Source organism: Microbacterium sp. LBN7, assembly GCF_045690345.1.
In the GTDB taxonomy this organism is placed as follows: Bacteria; Actinomycetota; Actinomycetes; order Actinomycetales; family Microbacteriaceae; genus Microbacterium.
Genome location: NZ_CP147856.1, coordinates 3,170,864 through 3,187,644 on the forward strand (window position 1 = coordinate 3,170,864; position 16,781 = coordinate 3,187,644).

Annotated in this window: 14 protein-coding genes and 1 tRNA gene; 10 read left to right on the forward strand and 5 right to left on the reverse strand. The window is 69.8% G+C overall.

Going from position 1 to position 16,781, the window contains the following annotated elements:
* Positions 1-49: 49 nt before the first annotated feature.
* The 4 genes from ispD (at position 50) to LBN7_RS15390 (ending at position 4,508) form a co-directional block, all read left to right on the forward strand.
* The gene (gene ispD, locus LBN7_RS15375; RefSeq protein ID WP_407360141.1) at positions 50-1,279 is read left to right on the forward strand and encodes a 2-C-methyl-D-erythritol 4-phosphate cytidylyltransferase; all 1,230 of its coding nucleotides are present in this window, start codon (positions 50-52) and stop codon (positions 1,277-1,279) included.
* A gap of 103 nt (positions 1,280-1,382) precedes the next feature.
* Positions 1,383-2,849: a cysteine--tRNA ligase gene (cysS, locus tag LBN7_RS15380; protein ID WP_407360142.1), complete on the forward strand. Its 1,467-nt coding sequence runs from the start codon at positions 1,383-1,385 to the stop codon at positions 2,847-2,849.
* Positions 2,842-3,855, forward strand: coding sequence for a 23S rRNA (guanosine(2251)-2'-O)-methyltransferase RlmB (gene rlmB, locus LBN7_RS15385; protein WP_407360143.1), 1,014 nt, complete (start codon positions 2,842-2,844; stop codon positions 3,853-3,855). Before cysS ends, rlmB begins: the two co-directional genes overlap by 8 nt.
* 11 nt (positions 3,856-3,866) lie before the next feature.
* A complete protein-coding gene (locus tag LBN7_RS15390; RefSeq protein ID WP_407360144.1) occupies positions 3,867-4,508 on the forward strand; it encodes an NAD(P)-dependent oxidoreductase in 642 nt (213 codons plus the stop codon).
* 12 nt (positions 4,509-4,520) lie between these two features.
* Here LBN7_RS15390 and LBN7_RS15395 read toward each other — a convergent pair whose 3' ends face one another.
* Positions 4,521-5,825 (reverse strand): DUF4032 domain-containing protein, encoded by a 1,305-nt coding sequence (locus LBN7_RS15395; RefSeq protein ID WP_116635819.1) that lies wholly within the window; start codon positions 5,823-5,825, stop codon positions 4,521-4,523.
* 80 nt (positions 5,826-5,905) lie between these two features.
* Positions 5,906-7,012 carry an ABC transporter ATP-binding protein gene (locus LBN7_RS15400; RefSeq protein ID WP_116635820.1) on the reverse strand — a complete coding sequence of 369 codons (1,107 nt, stop codon included), beginning with the start codon at positions 7,010-7,012 and terminating at the stop codon, positions 5,906-5,908.
* A gap of 233 nt (positions 7,013-7,245) precedes the next feature.
* Here LBN7_RS15400 and LBN7_RS15405 point away from each other — a divergent pair, with 233 nt between their 5' ends.
* Together LBN7_RS15405 and LBN7_RS15410 are read left to right on the forward strand one after the other, a co-directional pair.
* Entirely contained in the window at positions 7,246-8,199 is a 954-nt protein-coding gene (locus tag LBN7_RS15405) for a DsbA family protein (RefSeq protein WP_407360145.1), read from the forward strand.
* A gap of 41 nt (positions 8,200-8,240) precedes the next feature.
* Positions 8,241-8,313 (forward strand) — tRNA-Thr (locus LBN7_RS15410).
* Positions 8,314-8,409: 96 nt separating this feature from the next.
* On the opposite strand, the gene LBN7_RS15415 is transcribed toward LBN7_RS15410, so the two are convergent.
* Positions 8,410-8,883 carry a hypothetical protein gene (locus tag LBN7_RS15415; protein WP_116635870.1) on the reverse strand — a complete coding sequence of 158 codons (474 nt, stop codon included), beginning with the start codon at positions 8,881-8,883 and terminating at the stop codon, positions 8,410-8,412.
* Positions 8,884-9,126: 243 nt separating this feature from the next.
* Here LBN7_RS15415 and LBN7_RS15420 point away from each other — a divergent pair, with 243 nt between their 5' ends.
* The 4 genes from LBN7_RS15420 (at position 9,127) to LBN7_RS15435 (ending at position 14,801) form a co-directional block, all read left to right on the forward strand.
* Complete coding sequence (locus tag LBN7_RS15420; RefSeq protein WP_407360146.1) at positions 9,127-9,909, forward strand: hypothetical protein; 783 nt, start codon at positions 9,127-9,129, stop codon at positions 9,907-9,909.
* The gene (locus tag LBN7_RS15425) at positions 9,906-11,792 is read left to right on the forward strand and encodes a VaFE repeat-containing surface-anchored protein (RefSeq protein ID WP_407360147.1); all 1,887 of its coding nucleotides are present in this window, start codon (positions 9,906-9,908) and stop codon (positions 11,790-11,792) included. The genes LBN7_RS15420 and LBN7_RS15425 overlap by 4 nt, the downstream gene beginning before the upstream one ends.
* Positions 11,793-11,997: 205 nt before the next feature.
* Positions 11,998-13,785 carry a sigma-70 family RNA polymerase sigma factor gene (locus tag LBN7_RS15430; protein WP_407360148.1) on the forward strand — a complete coding sequence of 596 codons (1,788 nt, stop codon included), beginning with the start codon at positions 11,998-12,000 and terminating at the stop codon, positions 13,783-13,785.
* A gap of 62 nt (positions 13,786-13,847) precedes the next feature.
* Positions 13,848-14,801 carry an aldo/keto reductase gene (locus tag LBN7_RS15435; protein WP_407360149.1) on the forward strand — a complete coding sequence of 318 codons (954 nt, stop codon included), beginning with the start codon at positions 13,848-13,850 and terminating at the stop codon, positions 14,799-14,801.
* A gap of 27 nt (positions 14,802-14,828) precedes the next feature.
* On the opposite strand, the gene LBN7_RS15440 is transcribed toward LBN7_RS15435, so the two are convergent.
* Together LBN7_RS15440 and LBN7_RS15445 are read right to left on the reverse strand one after the other, a co-directional pair.
* Complete coding sequence (locus tag LBN7_RS15440) at positions 14,829-15,506, reverse strand: response regulator transcription factor (RefSeq protein WP_116635874.1); 678 nt, start codon at positions 15,504-15,506, stop codon at positions 14,829-14,831.
* Positions 15,503-16,774, reverse strand: a complete 1,272-nt coding sequence (locus LBN7_RS15445) for a sensor histidine kinase (RefSeq protein WP_407360150.1) — start codon at positions 16,772-16,774, stop codon at positions 15,503-15,505. The genes LBN7_RS15440 and LBN7_RS15445 overlap by 4 nt, the downstream gene beginning before the upstream one ends.
* Positions 16,775-16,781: the final 7 nt, after the last annotated feature.

Genomic DNA, 16,781 nt, shown 5'->3' on the forward strand with positions numbered 1-16,781 from the left:
CCGTGCATCCGCCCCTTCGTCGTGCCCGGCCACGCGGTAGCGTGAGACGGTGACTCTGCTCCCTGTTCCCGATACCGCGATCATCGTCGTCGCCGCCGGTTCCGGCACGCGACTGGATGCCGGGGCGCCGAAGGCCCTGGTCGGCATCGATGCGCACTCGATCCTGCGCCACGCGCTCGACGGCGTCTTCGCCGCTGCTCCCGCGCAGGTGATCGTCGTCGCGCCGCCCGGGTACGAAGGCGACGCGGAGGCCGAGCTGGACGCCGCCGCGGGGAAGCGCCGCGACCTCGGTCGGGTCGTGGTCGGCGGCGCGACCCGACAGCTCTCCGTCGCAGCGGGACTCGACGCGCTCTGGGGCGACGTGACGACCGTGCTCGTGCACGATGCGGCCCGCGCTCTCACGCCTCCGGCTCAGATCGACGCGGTCGCCGCCGCCGTGACGCCGGACACGGGCATCATCCCCGCGCTTCCCGTCGTCGACACCCTCAAGCGGGTCGATGCCGACGTGGTCGTCGGACCTGTCGATCGCGCGGAACTCGCCGCCGCGCAGACCCCGCAGGGATTCCCCCGGGCGCTTCTCGAGGAGGCGTACGCCCGCGCGCTCTCGTCGGGCATCGACTACACCGACGACGCGGCCCTCTTCGCGGCATCCGGTCATGCGGTGCGACACGTCGAGGGCTCCGCCCGCGCCTTCAAGATCACGACCCCCGCCGACCTCGAGCGGGCGCGGCACCTGCTCGCTGCGGCGGCTCCGGTCCCCGCCCCCTCAGCCGGTCCGTCATCCGGATTCGGCGTGCCACGCGTCGGCATCGGGACCGATGTGCACGCGTTCGGGGGAGAGGGCGACCTCTGGCTGGCCGGGTTGCCGTGGCCGGGGGAGCAGGCCCTGTCCGGGCACTCCGACGGCGACGCCGTGGCGCACGCGATCGTCGATGCGCTGCTGGGCGCTGCGGGGCTCGGCGACATCGGCGAGCACTTCGGAACCGCGCATCCGGAGTACGCCGGGGCGCACGCCGCGGTGTTCCTCTCCCGCACGCGGGAGCTGCTGACGGATGCCGGCTTCGTGATCGGCAACGTCTCGGCGCAGTTCCAGGGCAACCGGCCGCGATTCAGCGCGCGTCGGGCCGAAGCCGAAGCGGTCCTCTCCGAGGCCCTCGGCGGGGCTCCTGTCTCGGTCACGGCCACCACGACGGACGGACTCGGATTCCCGGGTCGCGGGGAGGGCATCTCCGTCACCGCGATCGCCCTCGTCGTCCCGGACGTCTCCCGGAGAGTGTGACGTTTCGCGGAACTTTCTCCCCGATCCCTCCGCGATTCGTCACATGTTCCGCGATTCGTCGCACGGCGGCGGGCGTTCAGCCATGCCCGAGTAGGCTTGAGCGGTGACACTCCGCCTCTATGACACCCGCGCTGCGGAACTGCGCGACTTCGTGCCTCTCGATCCCGAGAACATCACGATGTACGTCTGCGGACCCACCGTGCAGTCCGGCCCGCACATCGGCCACGTCAGAGCCGCGCTGAGCTTCGATCTGCTGCGTCGCTGGCTCACGCACCGGTTCGGCCGTGTCACGTTCGTGCGCAACGTCACCGACATCGACGACAAGGTGCTCGCGAACGCGACGGATGCCGAGCCCTGGTGGGCTCTGGCCTACCGGATGGAGCAGGAGTTCACGGCGGCATATGCCGGAGTCGGCATCCTCGCCCCGACGTATGAGCCGCGGGCGACGGCATCCGTTCCCCAGATGCAGGAGCTCATCTCCCGGCTGATCGACCGTGGCCACGCGTATCCGGCTCCGGACGGCTCGGGCGATGTGTACTTCGATGTGCGCTCGTGGTCCGAGTACGGTGCGCTCACGCATCAGTCCGTCGACGCGATGGAGGCCGCGGAGGACGCGGATCCTCGCGGCAAGCGCAACCCTCAGGACTTCGCCCTCTGGAAGGGCGCCAAGCCCGAGGAACCCACCGACGCGACCTGGTCGTCCCAGTGGGGGCCCGGACGGCCGGGGTGGCACATCGAGTGCTCCGCGATGTCGAAGCGGTACCTCGGCGCCGAGTTCGACATCCACGGCGGCGGGCTCGATCTGCGCTTCCCGCACCATGAGAACGAGCTCGCTCAGTCGACCGCGGCCGGCGACGCCTTCGCGCGCTACTGGGTGCACAACGGGCTCGTGACCGTCAACGGTCAGAAGATGTCGAAGTCCCTGGGCAACTTCACGCTCGCTGCCGACGTGCTGGCCGTGCACGACCCGCTCGTCGTGCGCTACGCGCTCGCCGCTGCGCACTACCGCTCCAGCCTCGACCTGACCGAGTCGTCGTTCGTCGAGGCGGATGCCGCGCTTGGTCGCATCCGATCGTTCCTCGAGCGCGCGGGGCGACTCGAGAGTCCCTTCACGTGGTCGGCCGAGAGGCCGGCGCAGGAGGCCGAGCGCCCCCATGACGGCGAAGCGGAGCACGGGTTCGTCCTTCCCGCGGCCTTCGGTGATGCGCTCGACGACGACCTCGCGGTCCCGCAGGCGCTTGCTGTCATCCACGACACCGTGCGTCGGGGCAACGGCGCGCTGGATGCCGGTGACGACGCTGCGGCATGGATCGCCGCGTGGAAGGTGCGCGAGATGACCGGCATCCTGGGCATCGACCCCGGCTCGACGCAGTGGCGCGACGGCGCGGACGGCGGCGGCGCCTCGGCATCCGCTCTGGACGCCCTCGTGCAGGCGATGATCACGCAGCGCGCTCAGGCGCGCGCAGACAAGGACTGGGCGGCGGCCGATCGCATCCGTGATGCGATCGCCGCCGCAGGAATCACGCTGGAGGACACTCCGGCCGGAACTCATTGGAGTATCGATGGCTAAGCCAGGGCGCCCCGGCGCGAGCAAGGGAAACAAGAAGGGCCCGACCAAGGGCACCGGCGGACTCGGACGCAAGGCCCTCGAGGGCCGCGGACCGACCCCGAAGGCGGAGGACCGCGCCTGGCACCCGGCCGGCAAGCGCAAGGCCGCGGCCGAGCGGTACGCGGCATCCGGCGGCAAGGGCAAGCCGAACCAGCGCCAGGCGTCGGGCGGAAACCCGAACCGCTCGGCCCGCGCCAAGGACAACACCTCCGAGGCGGAGACGGTCACCGGCCGCAACTCCGTGCTCGAGGCGCTCCGGGCGAAGATCCCGGCGACCGCGTTCCACATCGCGCAGCGCGTGGAGATGGACGACCGCGTCAAGGAGATGCTGTCGATCGCGACCCACCGCGGCATCCCGGTGCTCGAGGTCACCCGCCAGGAACTCGACCGGATGGCGGGCTTCGACGGCGTGCACCAGGGCGTCGCGATCAAGGTGCCGCCGTATGAGTACGCGCACCCGCAGGATCTGCTCGAGCAGACGATCGATCGCGGTCAGGTGCCGCTGTTCGTCGCGCTCGACGGCATCACCGATCCGCGCAACCTCGGGGCCGTCATCCGCTCGGCCGCGGCGTTCGGGGCACACGGCGTCATCCTCCCGCAGCGGCGCTCGGCCGGCGTCAACTCCGCGGTGTGGAAGACCAGCGCCGGTGCGGTCGCCCGCACCCCGGTGGCGCTCGCGACCAACCTCACGACGCTGCTCAAGGAGTTCAAGAAGCAGGGCGTCTTCATCCTCGGTCTCGCGGGTGACGGCGACGTCTCGCTCCCGGATCTCCAGCTCGCCGACCGTCCCGTCGTCATCGTCGCCGGGTCCGAGGGCAAGGGACTGTCGCGCCTCGTGCGCGAGACCTGCGACCAGATCGTCTCGATCCCGATCTCCGCGTCCACCGAGTCGTTGAACGCCGGGATCGCCACGTCCGTCGCGCTGTACCAGGTGTCGACGGTCCGCGGCGCGAAGAAGAAGTCCTAGGAGCGCAGCGCATGACTCGCATCGTCGTCCTCGGCGGAACCGGATACGCCGGCCGCCATATCGTCGCGGAAGCCGTGGCCCGCGGGCATGCGGTGATCGCGGTCTCGCGTTCCGAGCCGGGCGATCCGGTGGCGGGCGCCGCATACGTGCAGCGGTCGGCGCTCGACGTCGACGCGATCGCGGAGACCTTCGAGGGAGCCGACGCCGTCGTGTGGGCGCTGTCTCCGCGGGGCGACATGGAGGACAAGGTGCTCGGCGCACTGCGGCTGGTGGCCGCGAGGCTCGCCGGCACCGAGACGCGACTCGGCGTGATCGGCGGAGCAGGTGGAAGCCTCGTCGCGCCCGGCGGCCCCCGGCTCTTCGATCAGGACTTCCCCGAGGAGTACAAGGCGGAGGCGCAGGTCGGCATCGACTCGCTCGCCTTCCTGCAGAGCACGGATGCCGATCTCGACTGGTTCTTCGTGCACCCGGCGGAGGAGTTCGGTCCCTGGGCCGAGGGCGAGCGCACCGGGCACTACCGCGACGGCGGCGACGTGATCGTGCGGGATGCCGACGGGAAGTCGTGGATCTCCGGTGCGGACTTCGCGGTCGCCATGGTCGACGAGATCGAACAGGGCGATCACCACCGCGAACGGTTCACCGTCGGGTACTGAGGTCGGCGGCGGTCAGACCAGGTCGCGCCAGTCGACCTCGTCCTCGTCGTCGGCGAGCGACAGGTTGCCCGTGATCACCGGCAGGCTCATCGTCTCGGTCGGCGGCCCCATGATGGTCGCCTCGTCGCGTCGGTGGCGCAGCACCTCGTTGATGTAGCTCGTCAGCACCTCGGCGAGCGGCACGGACCGCCCCTGCGCCTGCGACAGGTACCAGCGGTGCTCGAGAACCTGATGGAACACCTCGGCCGGCTCGAGCTTGGTGCGCAGCTCGTACGGGATCGCCCGGACGACGGGCTCGAACACGCGCGTGAGCCACTCGTGTGCGTACATCTCCTCGTCGGCCCACTGCTTGGTCGAGCGGGCGCGGAACTCGTCGAGGTCGTTCAGCAGCCGGCGCGCCTGGTTCTCCTCGACGTCGAGACCGGTGAGGCGGATCAGGCGCCGCTGGTGGTGCCCCGCGTCGACGACCTTGGGCTGGATCTCGACGACCGTGCCGTCGGAGGTGGTCGACATCGACATCTCGTCGATGTCGAAGCCCAGGGCGTTGAGGCGCTCGACGCGTTCGGTGATGCGCCAGGTCTCCGCGGCCGAGAAGGACTCCTGCGCGGTCAGCTCGGCCCACAGCGACCGGTACGACGACACGATCCCATCGGCGATCGCCACCGCGTCGACCCCGTGCTCCAGCCGCCCGCCCGCGGCGAGGTCCATGATCTCGCCGGCGATGTTCGTGCGGGCGAGGTCGAGGTCGTATGCGCGCTGGCCCGCGGTCAGACCCTCCTCGTGCAGCTCGCCGGTCTCGGCATCCACCAGGTAGGCGGCGAAGGCGCCGGCGTCACGACGGAAGAGCGTGTTCGAGAGCGAGACGTCGCCCCAGTAGAAGCCCACGTTGTGCAGGCGCACGAGCAGCAGCGCCAGGGCGTCGACGAGACGCGTGGCCGTGTCGGGGCGCAGCACGCGGGTGAAGAGGGCGCGGTACGGCATCGAGAAGCGCAGATGCGAGGTGACGAGCGCCGCGGGGAGCGGCTCGCCCGCGGCATCCGTCCGTCCGGCGATCACGGCGACGCGATCGACGCAGGGGACGTCGAGGCGCGCCAGGTTGCCGAGCATGTCGTACTCCCGCTGCGCCATCTCGGCGGTCGTCTCCTTGACGGCGACCACGCGTCCCGAGAGGTCGGCGAACCGCACGAGGTGGCGGGAGAGCCCCTTCGGGAGCGAGACGATCTGCTCGGAGGGCCACTTCGCCAGCGTCGTCGACCAGGGGAGGGACAGCAGTCCCGGGTCGACGGTGCTCGCGGTGATCCGCAGCGAATCCTGCATGGCGCTCCAGAGGGCAGTCGGGGGAAAAGCAGACGCGGCGCGGGCGACCCGAAGGTCGGCCCGCGCCGCGTCTGAGGGAATTACGAGGCCGAGACGACCGGCTTGTCGTTCAGGCGCTCGCCCGACTCGATGTCGAAGGCGTGCACGTGACCGGCGGTCGCGGCGAGCGTGACGGTCTCACCCGCGTTCGGGTGGTTGCGGCCGTCGACGCGCGCGACGAGGTCGGTGCGCTTGCCGTTGATCTCGGTGTGGCCGTACAGGTAGCCGTCAGCGCCGAGCTCCTCGACGAGGTCGACCGTGACCGAGAGGCCCTTGCCGTCGGCAGGGCCGACGACGATGTCCTCGGGGCGGACGCCGACCGTGACCTGCGAACCGTTCGCACGGCCCACGGTGTCGCGGTCGAGCGGGACGACCTCGGTGCCGAAGCGGATGCCGCCTTCGGCGAGGTCCGCCGAGAACAGGTTCATCGCAGGCGAGCCGATGAAGCCGGCGACGAACACGTTGTTCGGCTTCTCGTACAGGTCGCGCGGCGATCCGACCTGCTGGAGCAGGCCGTCCTTGAGGACCGCGATGCGGTCACCCATGGTGAGGGCCTCGGTCTGGTCGTGCGTGACGTAGACCGTGGTGACGCCGAGACGACGCTGGAGCGACGCGATCTGCGTACGGGTCTGCACACGGAGCTTCGCGTCGAGGTTCGACAGCGGCTCGTCCATGAGGAACACCTGCGGCTGACGGACGATCGCGCGACCCATCGCGACACGCTGACGCTGACCACCCGAGAGGGCCTTCGGCTTGCGGGTCAGGTAGTCCTCGAGGTCGAGGAGCTTCGCGGCCTCGAGAACGCGGGTGGCGCGCTCTTCCTTGTTGACGCCGGCGATCTTGAGCGCGAAGCCCATGTTCTCGGCGACGGTCATGTGCGGGTACAGCGCGTAGTTCTGGAACACCATCGCGATGTCGCGGTCCTTCGGCGGGACGTCGGTCACGTCGCGGTCGCCGATGAGGATGCGGCCGGCGTTGACCTCTTCGAGGCCGGCGAGCATGCGGAGCGAGGTGGACTTACCGCAACCCGAGGGGCCGACCAGGACGAGGAACTCGCCGTCTCCGACCTCGAGGTTCAGCTTGTCGACTGCGGGACGCGTTCCGCCGGGGTACAGGCGGGTGGCGTCATCGAAAGTCACAGATGCCATTGTCATTTCTCCTTCACCGGCAGGTACGTGCCGGACGATCCGTTGTGATGGAAGTGGCGGAACAGGCCGCCATGACCCGTCTTTGGGTCGGGATCAGTATGACACGAACCGTGGCACCTGGGTATTTCTCAGCCTGGCTGGTTAACATCGAACCTGGCCGCGCAACGCGGCGATCGTCGCTCCGAGCGATGGTCGGGGCCAACCCGGACCCCCTCAGACTTTCAAGAGGAACGATGTCGAGCGACGAAACGCCGAACGTCCCCACGCCTCGCAATTCCCGCGAGGCCGTGCGGGAGAAGGCCCAGCAGGTGCACGCCCAGCAGTCCAGGGCGCGTCTCATGCGACGGATCATCATCGGCGCGGTCGCCGTCATCGCCGTCGGCGCGATCGGCACCGCCGTCACCCTCGCGGTGTCCGCTCAGGTGTCCAAGCCGCAGCTCACCCCGACGGGGATGGAGTCGGACGGCGTTGTCGTGAACGACATCTCCGCCGTCGCGGCATCCGATGAGACGCTCACGACGCCGAGCCCCGAGCCGACCGAGGCCGGCGCCACGGAGACTCCCGTGCCCGAGCCGACCGCGCCGGAGCGCGTCGAGATCCACGTGTACGTCGACTACCTGTCGCCGGACGCCGGGGAGTTCGAACGCGCCAACTCGCGCCAGCTCGCCAGCTGGATCTCCGAGGGCGCCGTGTCGGTGAGCTATCACCCCGTCGCCCTGCTGACCGCCAGCTCGAACGGCACCAAGTACTCGCTGCGTGCGGCGGCCGCCGCGGCCTGCGTCGCGACGCACTCCCCGGACAAGTTCTATGCGTTCAACCATGATCTGCTCGACAAGCAGCCCAAGGTCGGCAGTGACGGGCTCTCCGACGAGCAGCTCGCCGACGCCGCAGCGGCCGTGGGCGTCGACAACACCAAAGCGGTGCGATCCTGCATCGTGGACGGCGACTTCGTGACCTGGGCCAAGGATGCGACGACCCGCGCGCTCGACGGTCCGCTCGCCGGGTCCGATGACCTGGTGCTGTCCTCCGCACCGATGATCGTCGCGAACGGCGACGCGTACATCGGTGCGCTCGACGATCCCGCCGAGTTCGCGCAGTTCGTGCTCACCGTCGACAACGACGCGTCGCAGAAGTCGACCGAGACCCCGTCGCCGACGCCCAGCCCGACCGCGACGCCCACGCCGTAGTTCGGAGCGGGGACGATGCCATCGCTAAGCTGGTGGCGTCCGCCGACTTGGCGCAATTGGTAGCGCACCGTACTTGTAATACGGGGGTTACGGGTTCGAGTCCCGTAGTCGGCTCCGTGCGAGAAGGCCCGCCTCCCCGGTGAATCCGGAGAGGCGGGCCTTCTCTGTGTCCAGCGGGAGATCACTCCCGCCCGTCAGCGCGCCCGTGTCTCAGCGCAGAGTGACGTCGATCGTCTCCGTGAACGGGTCGATGTCGATGTTGGTCGTGATCGAGTATCCGGATCCGGAGGGGCCGGTGGGACGGAACTGGATGCGGACATTGGTGATGTCGCTCGCGGTGATCACGCCGGTGATCGAGCCGTCGGGGTTCTGCGTGACGACGATGCCGATGGCGTTGACGACCTGCAGGGTGACGCCCGGATCCGGGACGATCATGACGCTGGTGCCGGCGGGGAGCAGCGCGAGGTTGCCGTCCGCATCGCTGCCCTCGACGGTGAAGTTGGTCACGTTGCCGCTCACGACGCTGACGGTCGCGCCGGTGGCCCAGAAGGTCGCAGCGGGAGGCGTCTGCGATGCGGCGGCGAGCGGCGTCGCGACGGCGACGGCGACGACGGGTACCGACCAGGCTGCGCCCTTGACGAGGGTCCGGCGCGAGAGGTCGCGGGTGCTGAGGTTGTCCTGCATTTCTTTCCTTTTCCGGCTCTGAGGAGCCATCTCTTCCACGTGTGCGCGCGTCGTGACGCGGAGAGCGCATGATCGCTGAGTGCGCCACGGAGAAGGAGTCCCATCGGCCCCCGAAGTGACGCCGAACGGAGGAATCCACCGGAGATTTCACGATCTGCTGGATCTCGCGTCACTCCTGCGACGTTTCCGACTCCTTCTCAATGTGTCGACAGACTGTCGGCCGCTTGAGGGGAGTCAAATCAGATGAAGGAACAAGAGGCAGTCCAGAAGCGTGGCCTGACGCGGAGAACGGTCGTGATCGGCGGGGCATGGTCCGTGCCCGTGATCGCGGCGGCCGTGGCCACACCGCTCACCGCCGCGTCCGTGGCATGCACCGCAGCGCTCAGCACGAGCACCGCCGTCTACTCGCGGTTGAGCGGCACCTCGTCGCTGTTCACCTGGGTGGACGTCTTCGGTGACGGCAAGGACCTCACACTCACGCTCAGCGCGGTCCCCAACGGTGCGAGCAACATGACGATCAACCAGACGAACAACCTTCGTCTCGACTCCGCCACCGTCGGCGGGGAAGCGCAGCCCAGCGTGCATCTCGCGCTCGACACCGCCGATCTCCGCAATCTCGGCGGAGGGCAGCGCGTCACGTTCAGCTTCGCTCTGGACGGAGTGGCGACCACGGTCTCGGACCTCGGCTACACGATCAAGGACATCGACGGCGTCCAGGCTCTGGACGGCCTCGGCGGTGCGGAGCGCGTGTACGTCTCCGAAGGCACCGGAACGTACAACTCCGACTGGATCCGCGGCCAGGGGACGGGCACCAACGCATGGCGGCCGTTCACCGGCTCGCCGAACCCCGAGGTCGCGCCCACCAGCGCGGCTGGAAACGTGCGGGTGACCGCGTCGGGTGTCAGCGCGTTCGACCTCACCTTCGTCGCCAACAACTCGGGGCGTGCGCTCGGAGAGCGGCCGCCCCAGAACATCTGGATCGGGCCGCTCACGTTCACCGCCCTCAACCCGGTGTGCACGGCATGAACCGCCGGAGCGGCACGGGGGTGTCGAGAGGGTCGAGCCGCGCGGGACGCTGGCTCGCCGGTGCGCTGCTCGCGCTCGGAGCCGCCATCGCACCCGGTGGCGTCAGCGCAGCCATGGCGGCCGAGGTCGAACCGGGCGATGCGGTCTACATCGGCGCCAAGGAGGGATACGGCGGCACCGGCGTCTTCCCGATCTGGTCCTCAGGGGTGCAGGACGGGGATCCGGATTACTGGGCGTACTGCATCGAGCACGACGTGTCGGCGGAGACCGGACTGCTGGGCGTCGCCGGAGGCCTCGACAGCTACCTCGGCGCCAACTACTTCACCGACCCGGCGGTCACCGGCAAGGTGCTGTGGGTGCTGGCGAACAGCTTCCCGGCCGTGAGTCTCGAAGACCTCGGTGCGGCGGCGGGGGTGCCGGGCATCTCGCGCAACGACGCCATCGAGGCGACCCAGTACGCGATCTGGCGATACACCGACCTGACCTTCGACGCCCCCTGGGCCTGGGAGACCCCCGACTCGGAGGCTGCCTACTGGTACCTCGTGAACGGGGCGAACGCCAGTCCGGGGCTCACCCCCGAAGACCTGCAGGTGACGGCCTCGGTGACGGCGCCCGGCACACCCCAGACTGCGGGGAGCCTCGTCGGACCCTTCACGGTGAACACCGATCAGGCCTCGGTCGTCGTCTCGGTCGATCCCGCCGTCACGATCACGGATGCCGCAGGGACCGCGGTCGACCCGAACGCGGTCGTCGACGGACAGGAGCTCTACCTGGATCTGCGGGGCTCGACCGCCGCGGGGAGCGCCACCGTGCGCGCGACCGCCGTCGGCTCGGGAAGCACGGGCACCGTGATCTCGGTGCCGACCACGCCGGGCGGCACCCCGACAGCGGAGGACCACGCGCAGTCGATCATCCTGGTCGCGCCGGAGACGGCGCAGACGACGGGAGAAGCCACGGTGGACTGGGCTGCGCAGCCGGGTGCCGTCGAGCCGGTGATCGGGACGTCGCTGGTCGACGCCGCAGACGGAGACCGGGTGCTGGGATGGAACGGCGGCACCGTGATCGACACGGTCGCCTACCAGAACCTGGTCCCGGGCACCGAGTACACGATCTCGGGTGAGCTCATGCGCAAGTCCGACGGTCAGCCCACCGGGATCACCGGTGCGACGACCTTCACCCCCACCGTGGCGAACGGCTCGATCGACGTCAGCTTCGTCGTACCCGAGGGATATGCGGGTGAGACGCTCGTCGCCTTCGAGGAGCTCTTCGAAGGCGCGGGCGGCGCGGGCGAGCCGGTCGCGGAGCACAAGGACATCGACGACGCCGCACAGACCGTTACGGTGGAGACGGCCCCGGAGGTGCCGGTCCCGGCGATCGGGACGTCGCTGGTGGATGCCGCCGACCAGGACCACGTACTGACCTCCGGCGGGGGGACGCTCGTCGACACGGTCGCGTACCTCAACCTCACCCCCGGGGTGGAGTACACGGTCGTCGGCGAGCTGATGGACAAGGCCGACAGCCAGCCGACCGGGATCATGGGGTCGGCCACGTTCACGCCGACGAGCGCGAACGGGTCGATCGACGTGACGTTCACCGTTCCTGCGGGGTTCTCCGGCGACGTGCTGGTCGCCTTCGAGTGGCTCTTCGTGGGTGACGACGAGGGGGACGAACCCGTCGCCGCGCACACGGACATCGATGACGCGGCGCAGACGGTCGCCGTGGAGGCGGGAACCTCCGTCGTCCCCACGACGCCGAAGCCCGGCAGCGGGAGTCTCGCCGTCACCGGTGCCGCGGCACCGACGGTGATCATCGCGGCCGCGTCGGCCGCTCTCCTCGCGGGAGCGATCCTGATGCGGTCGAGAAGGCGTGACGTCGACGCCTGACCTGCGGGTCCGCGCGGGCAGAGCGGCGAGAGGATCCGCCGCTGCTCTGCCCGCGCTTCTTCGCGGGGGAGGACCGATCCGGGATGGCCTGCACGCCTCCGGCGGGGATATCATTGAACGTCGATTCAAGATCGGATCGATCACGCGGATCGACACGCGTCGGACTGCTCGGCGGTGACGAGCGGGCGTTTCTGGAGAGGGAGACGTGGGAGATTCTCGCAGCGATCGTGAGCTCCTCCGTGCGCTCCGAGACGGCGATCAGTCGGCGTACGCCGTGCTGTGGGAGCGCCACATCGGCGCGGCGCTCCGATACGCGCATCGCCTGTTCCCCTCGCACGCGGAGGACCTTGCCTCTGAGGCACTCCTCGCCGTCTACCAGCAGGTGACGACGACGAGCGCCGGGCCCGAGTTCGCCTTCCGCTCGTATCTCAAGGCCGTGATCCGCAACACCGCGATCCGGTGGCGCAAGGACGCCGACCGCATCGACGACACCGTCGAGGCCGATCGCCCCCACTTCCGCGACGCCCTCAGCCTCGTCGAACGGGAGTCGAACGCCCAGCAGTTCCTCGGAGCGTTCCAAGAGCTCCCGGAGCGGTGGCAGCGCGTGCTGTGGCTCACGGAGGTCGCCGACGTGCCCCGCCCCGAGATCGCGCGTGAGCTCGGCATCAAGCCGAACGCCGTCTCCGCTCTGCAGCGCCGAGCCCGCACCGGTCTGAAGCTGAACTGGCTCACGTCGCAGATACCGCTCCCGCTGCGCGACGACGAGGCGCATGCCGCCCGCCTCTTCCCCCGACACCTGACCGATCCGCTCGACGACACCGTGGCGCGCGAGGTGAATGACCACGTGTCGTCCTGCAACGAATGCGGAGAACTGCTCCTCGACATGCGCAGCGACGCCCGCCGTCTGCAGGGTGTCACCCTGTCCGCTGTCGGATTCGGCGCCCTCGGGGTCGTCCTTCCGGCCACGGGGGCCCTCGCCCCCGGCACCACCGCTGCTGCGGTGGGTCTGATCGCGGCCGGTACCGGTGTCGGGATCACGAGCCTTCTCGCCGGCGGCATCGGCGTGCTCACGATCAGCGGCCTTCTGCTCGGACCGCTGTTCTTCCCCGGGGACGCTCCGGTCGCCTCCTCGGCCCCGATCGCCGCGACCGAGCGCACGTCCACCGCGCCGCCCCCTGTCACCGGCGTCGGAACGCCCGGAGGCATCGAGGTGGTGCCGATCCCGTCCAGTCCGCGGCCGACGGTCCGTACGGGGCGCTGGATCGACGACCCCGCGATCGACTCGGTCGATCTGGTCAACGACCCCGACGCCCCGGCACCGATCACCCCGACGGCGCCGGGGACGGCACCGGGAACCACCCCCGGGCCGGGATCGGGCGCCGGACTGACCCCGGGACTGGTCACCCCCTCGACGTCGTCCGGATACCTCGCGCCGGTGCTGGCGGGCACCGCGACGCCAGGGTCCACGGTCGGCGTCGACGTCGCGGGTGCGCGCTACACCCCCGCAGTGGCAGACGACGGCTCGTGGTCTTTCGATCCCCGCGCCCTCGAGCTGCCCGCCGGCACCTACGACTATCAGGCCTGGGCCTTCGACGAAGACATCCAGTCGCCCGCGATGGCCGGAAGCTTCACGATCCTTCCCATCGTCATCGAGGGCTTCGAGAACATCACCGGCATCGAGGACATGGACGTGACGGAGGCCAGCACCACCGGCCTGGTCATCGCCGCCACGGGACCGGCGAACGGGTCGATCTACATCACGAGCATCGAGGGGCATTCGGCGCTGATCCCCCTCGACAGCACCGGGCACGCGATCAAGCGACTCCGCATGCACTCCCAGGGCTGGTACTGGTTCACCTTCCGGGCGCTGGATGCCGACGGCTACTGGGGCCCGCCGGACGAGCACCCCCTCGATGTGTGGGATCCGGACGTCATCTTCGATCCCTGGGGCCCCGACCCCGCGGAGATGACCTTCGACATCAGCGACCCCTAGACGCGCGTCGCAACACGCCGTCATGAGGGAATGCCTCATCGGGGCGGGCCGTTGTCCCGAGGATGACTCGTATCGGAACCAGTGACCTCTCCGTCTTCCCGCTCTCTCTCGGGGGCAACGTGTTCGGCTGGACGGCCGACCGCGACGCCTCCTTCGCCGTTCTCGACGCCTTCGTCGCGGGTGGCGGCGACTTCATCGACACGGCCGATTCCTACAGCTCCTGGGTGCCGGGCAACGCGGGAGGGGAGAGCGAGACGATCGTCGGCGCGTGGCTCGCCTCGCGGAAGCCTGCGGACGTCGTCGTCGCGACCAAGGTGAGTCAGCACCCCGACTTCCGCGGCCTCTCGGGAGCGAACGTGCGCAAGGCCGCCGAGGCATCGCTCGCACGGCTGGGCCTCGACACGATCGACCTGTACTACGCGCACTTCGACGACGAGTCGGTGCCCCTGGAGGAGACCGTCGCCGCGTTCGGACAGCTCGTGACCGACGGCCTCGTGCGCCACGTCGCGGTGTCGAACTACACCGCGGAGCGCATCCGCGAGTGGATCGGCATCGCGGATCGCCTCGGCGTGTCCCGCCCGGTCGCCGTGCAGCCGCACTACAACCTCGTGCATCGCAATGTCGTCGAGGAGACGATCATCCCGGTCGCGCAGGAGTTCGGCATCGGCCTGGTCCCGTACTACTCCCTCGCCAGCGGATTCCTCACCGGCAAGTACCGCTCGACGGATGCTGCGGGTCAGGCGTCACCGCGTGCCCAGGGCGCCGCGAAGTATGCGACGGACGCGGGACTGCGCATCATCGACGCGCTCGAGGAGATCGGGCAGGCTCACGGTGCATCTGTCGCGGCGACGTCGCTCGCCTGGCTGCGGGCGCAGCCGACCGTCGTCGCGCCGATCGCGAGTGCCCGCACCGTCGAGCAGGTGCCGGATCTGCTCGCGGGCGGACGACTGGAGCTCGCGTCCGACGAGGTGGAGCAGCTGAACCGCGTCTCGGAGTGGACGCCCGCTCAGGCCTGAGGCCGACGAGTCGGATGCGAGCTCGCGTCAGTCCTCTCCGACGAGCCCGAGGCGATGCGCGAGGATCACGGCGTGGATGCGATCGCGAGCGCCGAGCTTGGCCAAGACCCGCCCGACGTGGGTCTTGACGGTGGATTCGCCCACGTAGAGCGTCTGCGCGATCTCGGAGTTCGTGAGACCGCGGCCGATGGCGAGGAACACATCGCGCTCGCGCTCGGTGAGGTCGGCGAGCCGGGCGGAGTCGGCGGGATCGGGTTCCGCCCGCGCGGTGCCGAGCTGCGGGGAGACGTGCTGCAGCAGCATTCGCGTGATCCGGGGTGCGAGCGCCGCATCACCGCGATGCACCGCGTGGACGGCCGAGATCATCTCGTGGCGCTGCGCGTCCTTCAGCAGGAATCCGCTGGCACCCGCCCGGATCGCACCGAACGCGTACTCGTCCAGGTCGAAGGTGGTGAGGACGAGGACCCTGGTCTGCGGATGCTCTCGCACGATGGTCTCCGTCGCCGCGATGCCGTCGAGCCCCGGCATCCGGATGTCCATCAGCACCAGGTCGGGCGCGAGCGCGGCGACCTGAGCGATCGCGGCATTCCCGTCGGCGGCCTCTCCGACGACGGTGATGCCGGGTTCCGCTTCGAGGACCATGCGGAACCCCACGCGGATCAGCTCCTGGTCGTCGACGAGGAGGACTCTGATCGTCTCTGTCATGCGTTCTCCTCGTTCGGTGATGACGGGGCGGCGGACGCGGTGCCCGCCGCGGGGAGCTCGGCGTGCAGCACCCAGCGCCCGGAGCCGTCGGGGGCGGAGCGCAGGTCGCCGTTCACATGGGCGGCGCGCTCGGCGAGTCCGCGGAGCCCGAAGCCGTCGTTTCCGGTGGCCCCGCGCACGCCGTCGTTGACGATGTCGACCGTCACGGTCTCGGCGGTGTAGGTCACTCGCACGGCGATCGCCGTGGCGGTCGGCGCATGACGCATCGCGTTCGTCACGCCTTCCTGGACGATCCGGCCGATGGCGTGCGCGACGCCGGGAGCGACGACCGCGCTTCCGCTCACCGCGAGCGTGACGGGGAAGCCGGCGCGTTGCGCGGCCGTCACCGTGTCGCGCGGCGGTGTCGGCTCCATCGGAGTGAGCGGCAGCGGCGAATCGTCGGCGCGGAGCACGCCCAGCATCGATCGCATCTCCGTGAGAGCACCCCTCGCGGTCTCCGCCGTGGCGGTCGCGGCCTTGCGTGCCTGCTCGGCATCCGGAGTCGCGGCCGCCCCTTCGGAGAGCGCCACGATGACCGTGAGGGAGTGCGACACGATGTCATGCATCTCGCGTGCGATGCGCGCACGCTCCGCGGAGGCCGCCAGCTGCGCCTGCTGATCGCGCTCGACGAGGAGCTGCCGCGAACGATCGATGATGGCGGCGAGGTAGCGCTTGCGCTCGCCGACGTTGACCCCGACGAGGGTGCCGATCAGCCCGAGGACCACGACGCCGAGCACGGTGTCGACGCCGGTCTGCAGCGTGGCGACACCGGTCAGCATCAGACACAGGGCGAAGAGCGTCAGAGCCGCCGATCCGATGCCGAAGCCGATCCATACCGCGCGGACGGACCCGTACACGGCGAGGGCGTAGCACGCGAAGAGCGGGAACGGCGTGCTGCCGGGGTGCGGGAGGAGCATCAGCAGCATCTCCAACGCGAACGCCGTGACGAACGGGATGAGGGGATGCTGCCGTCGCCAGAACAGCGTCGCGGCGGCGGCGATGATGCAGACCGGGATGAGGAACGGCGGCGCCGTGTCGTCCGGCACCGGGGCGTCCATGTCGACGATCCCCACGGTCGCAGTGGACAGCAGGAGGGTGATGCCGACGATCAGCACGTCGGCGACGACCGGATGCCGCGCCCAGAACCGTCGGAGGAGACCCGGGGCACGCGGAAGCCGCAGCTCCTCGTCCTCGCGGATCGAGTCGCTGCGGCTGCGCGTTCTGCTCACGGGCTGA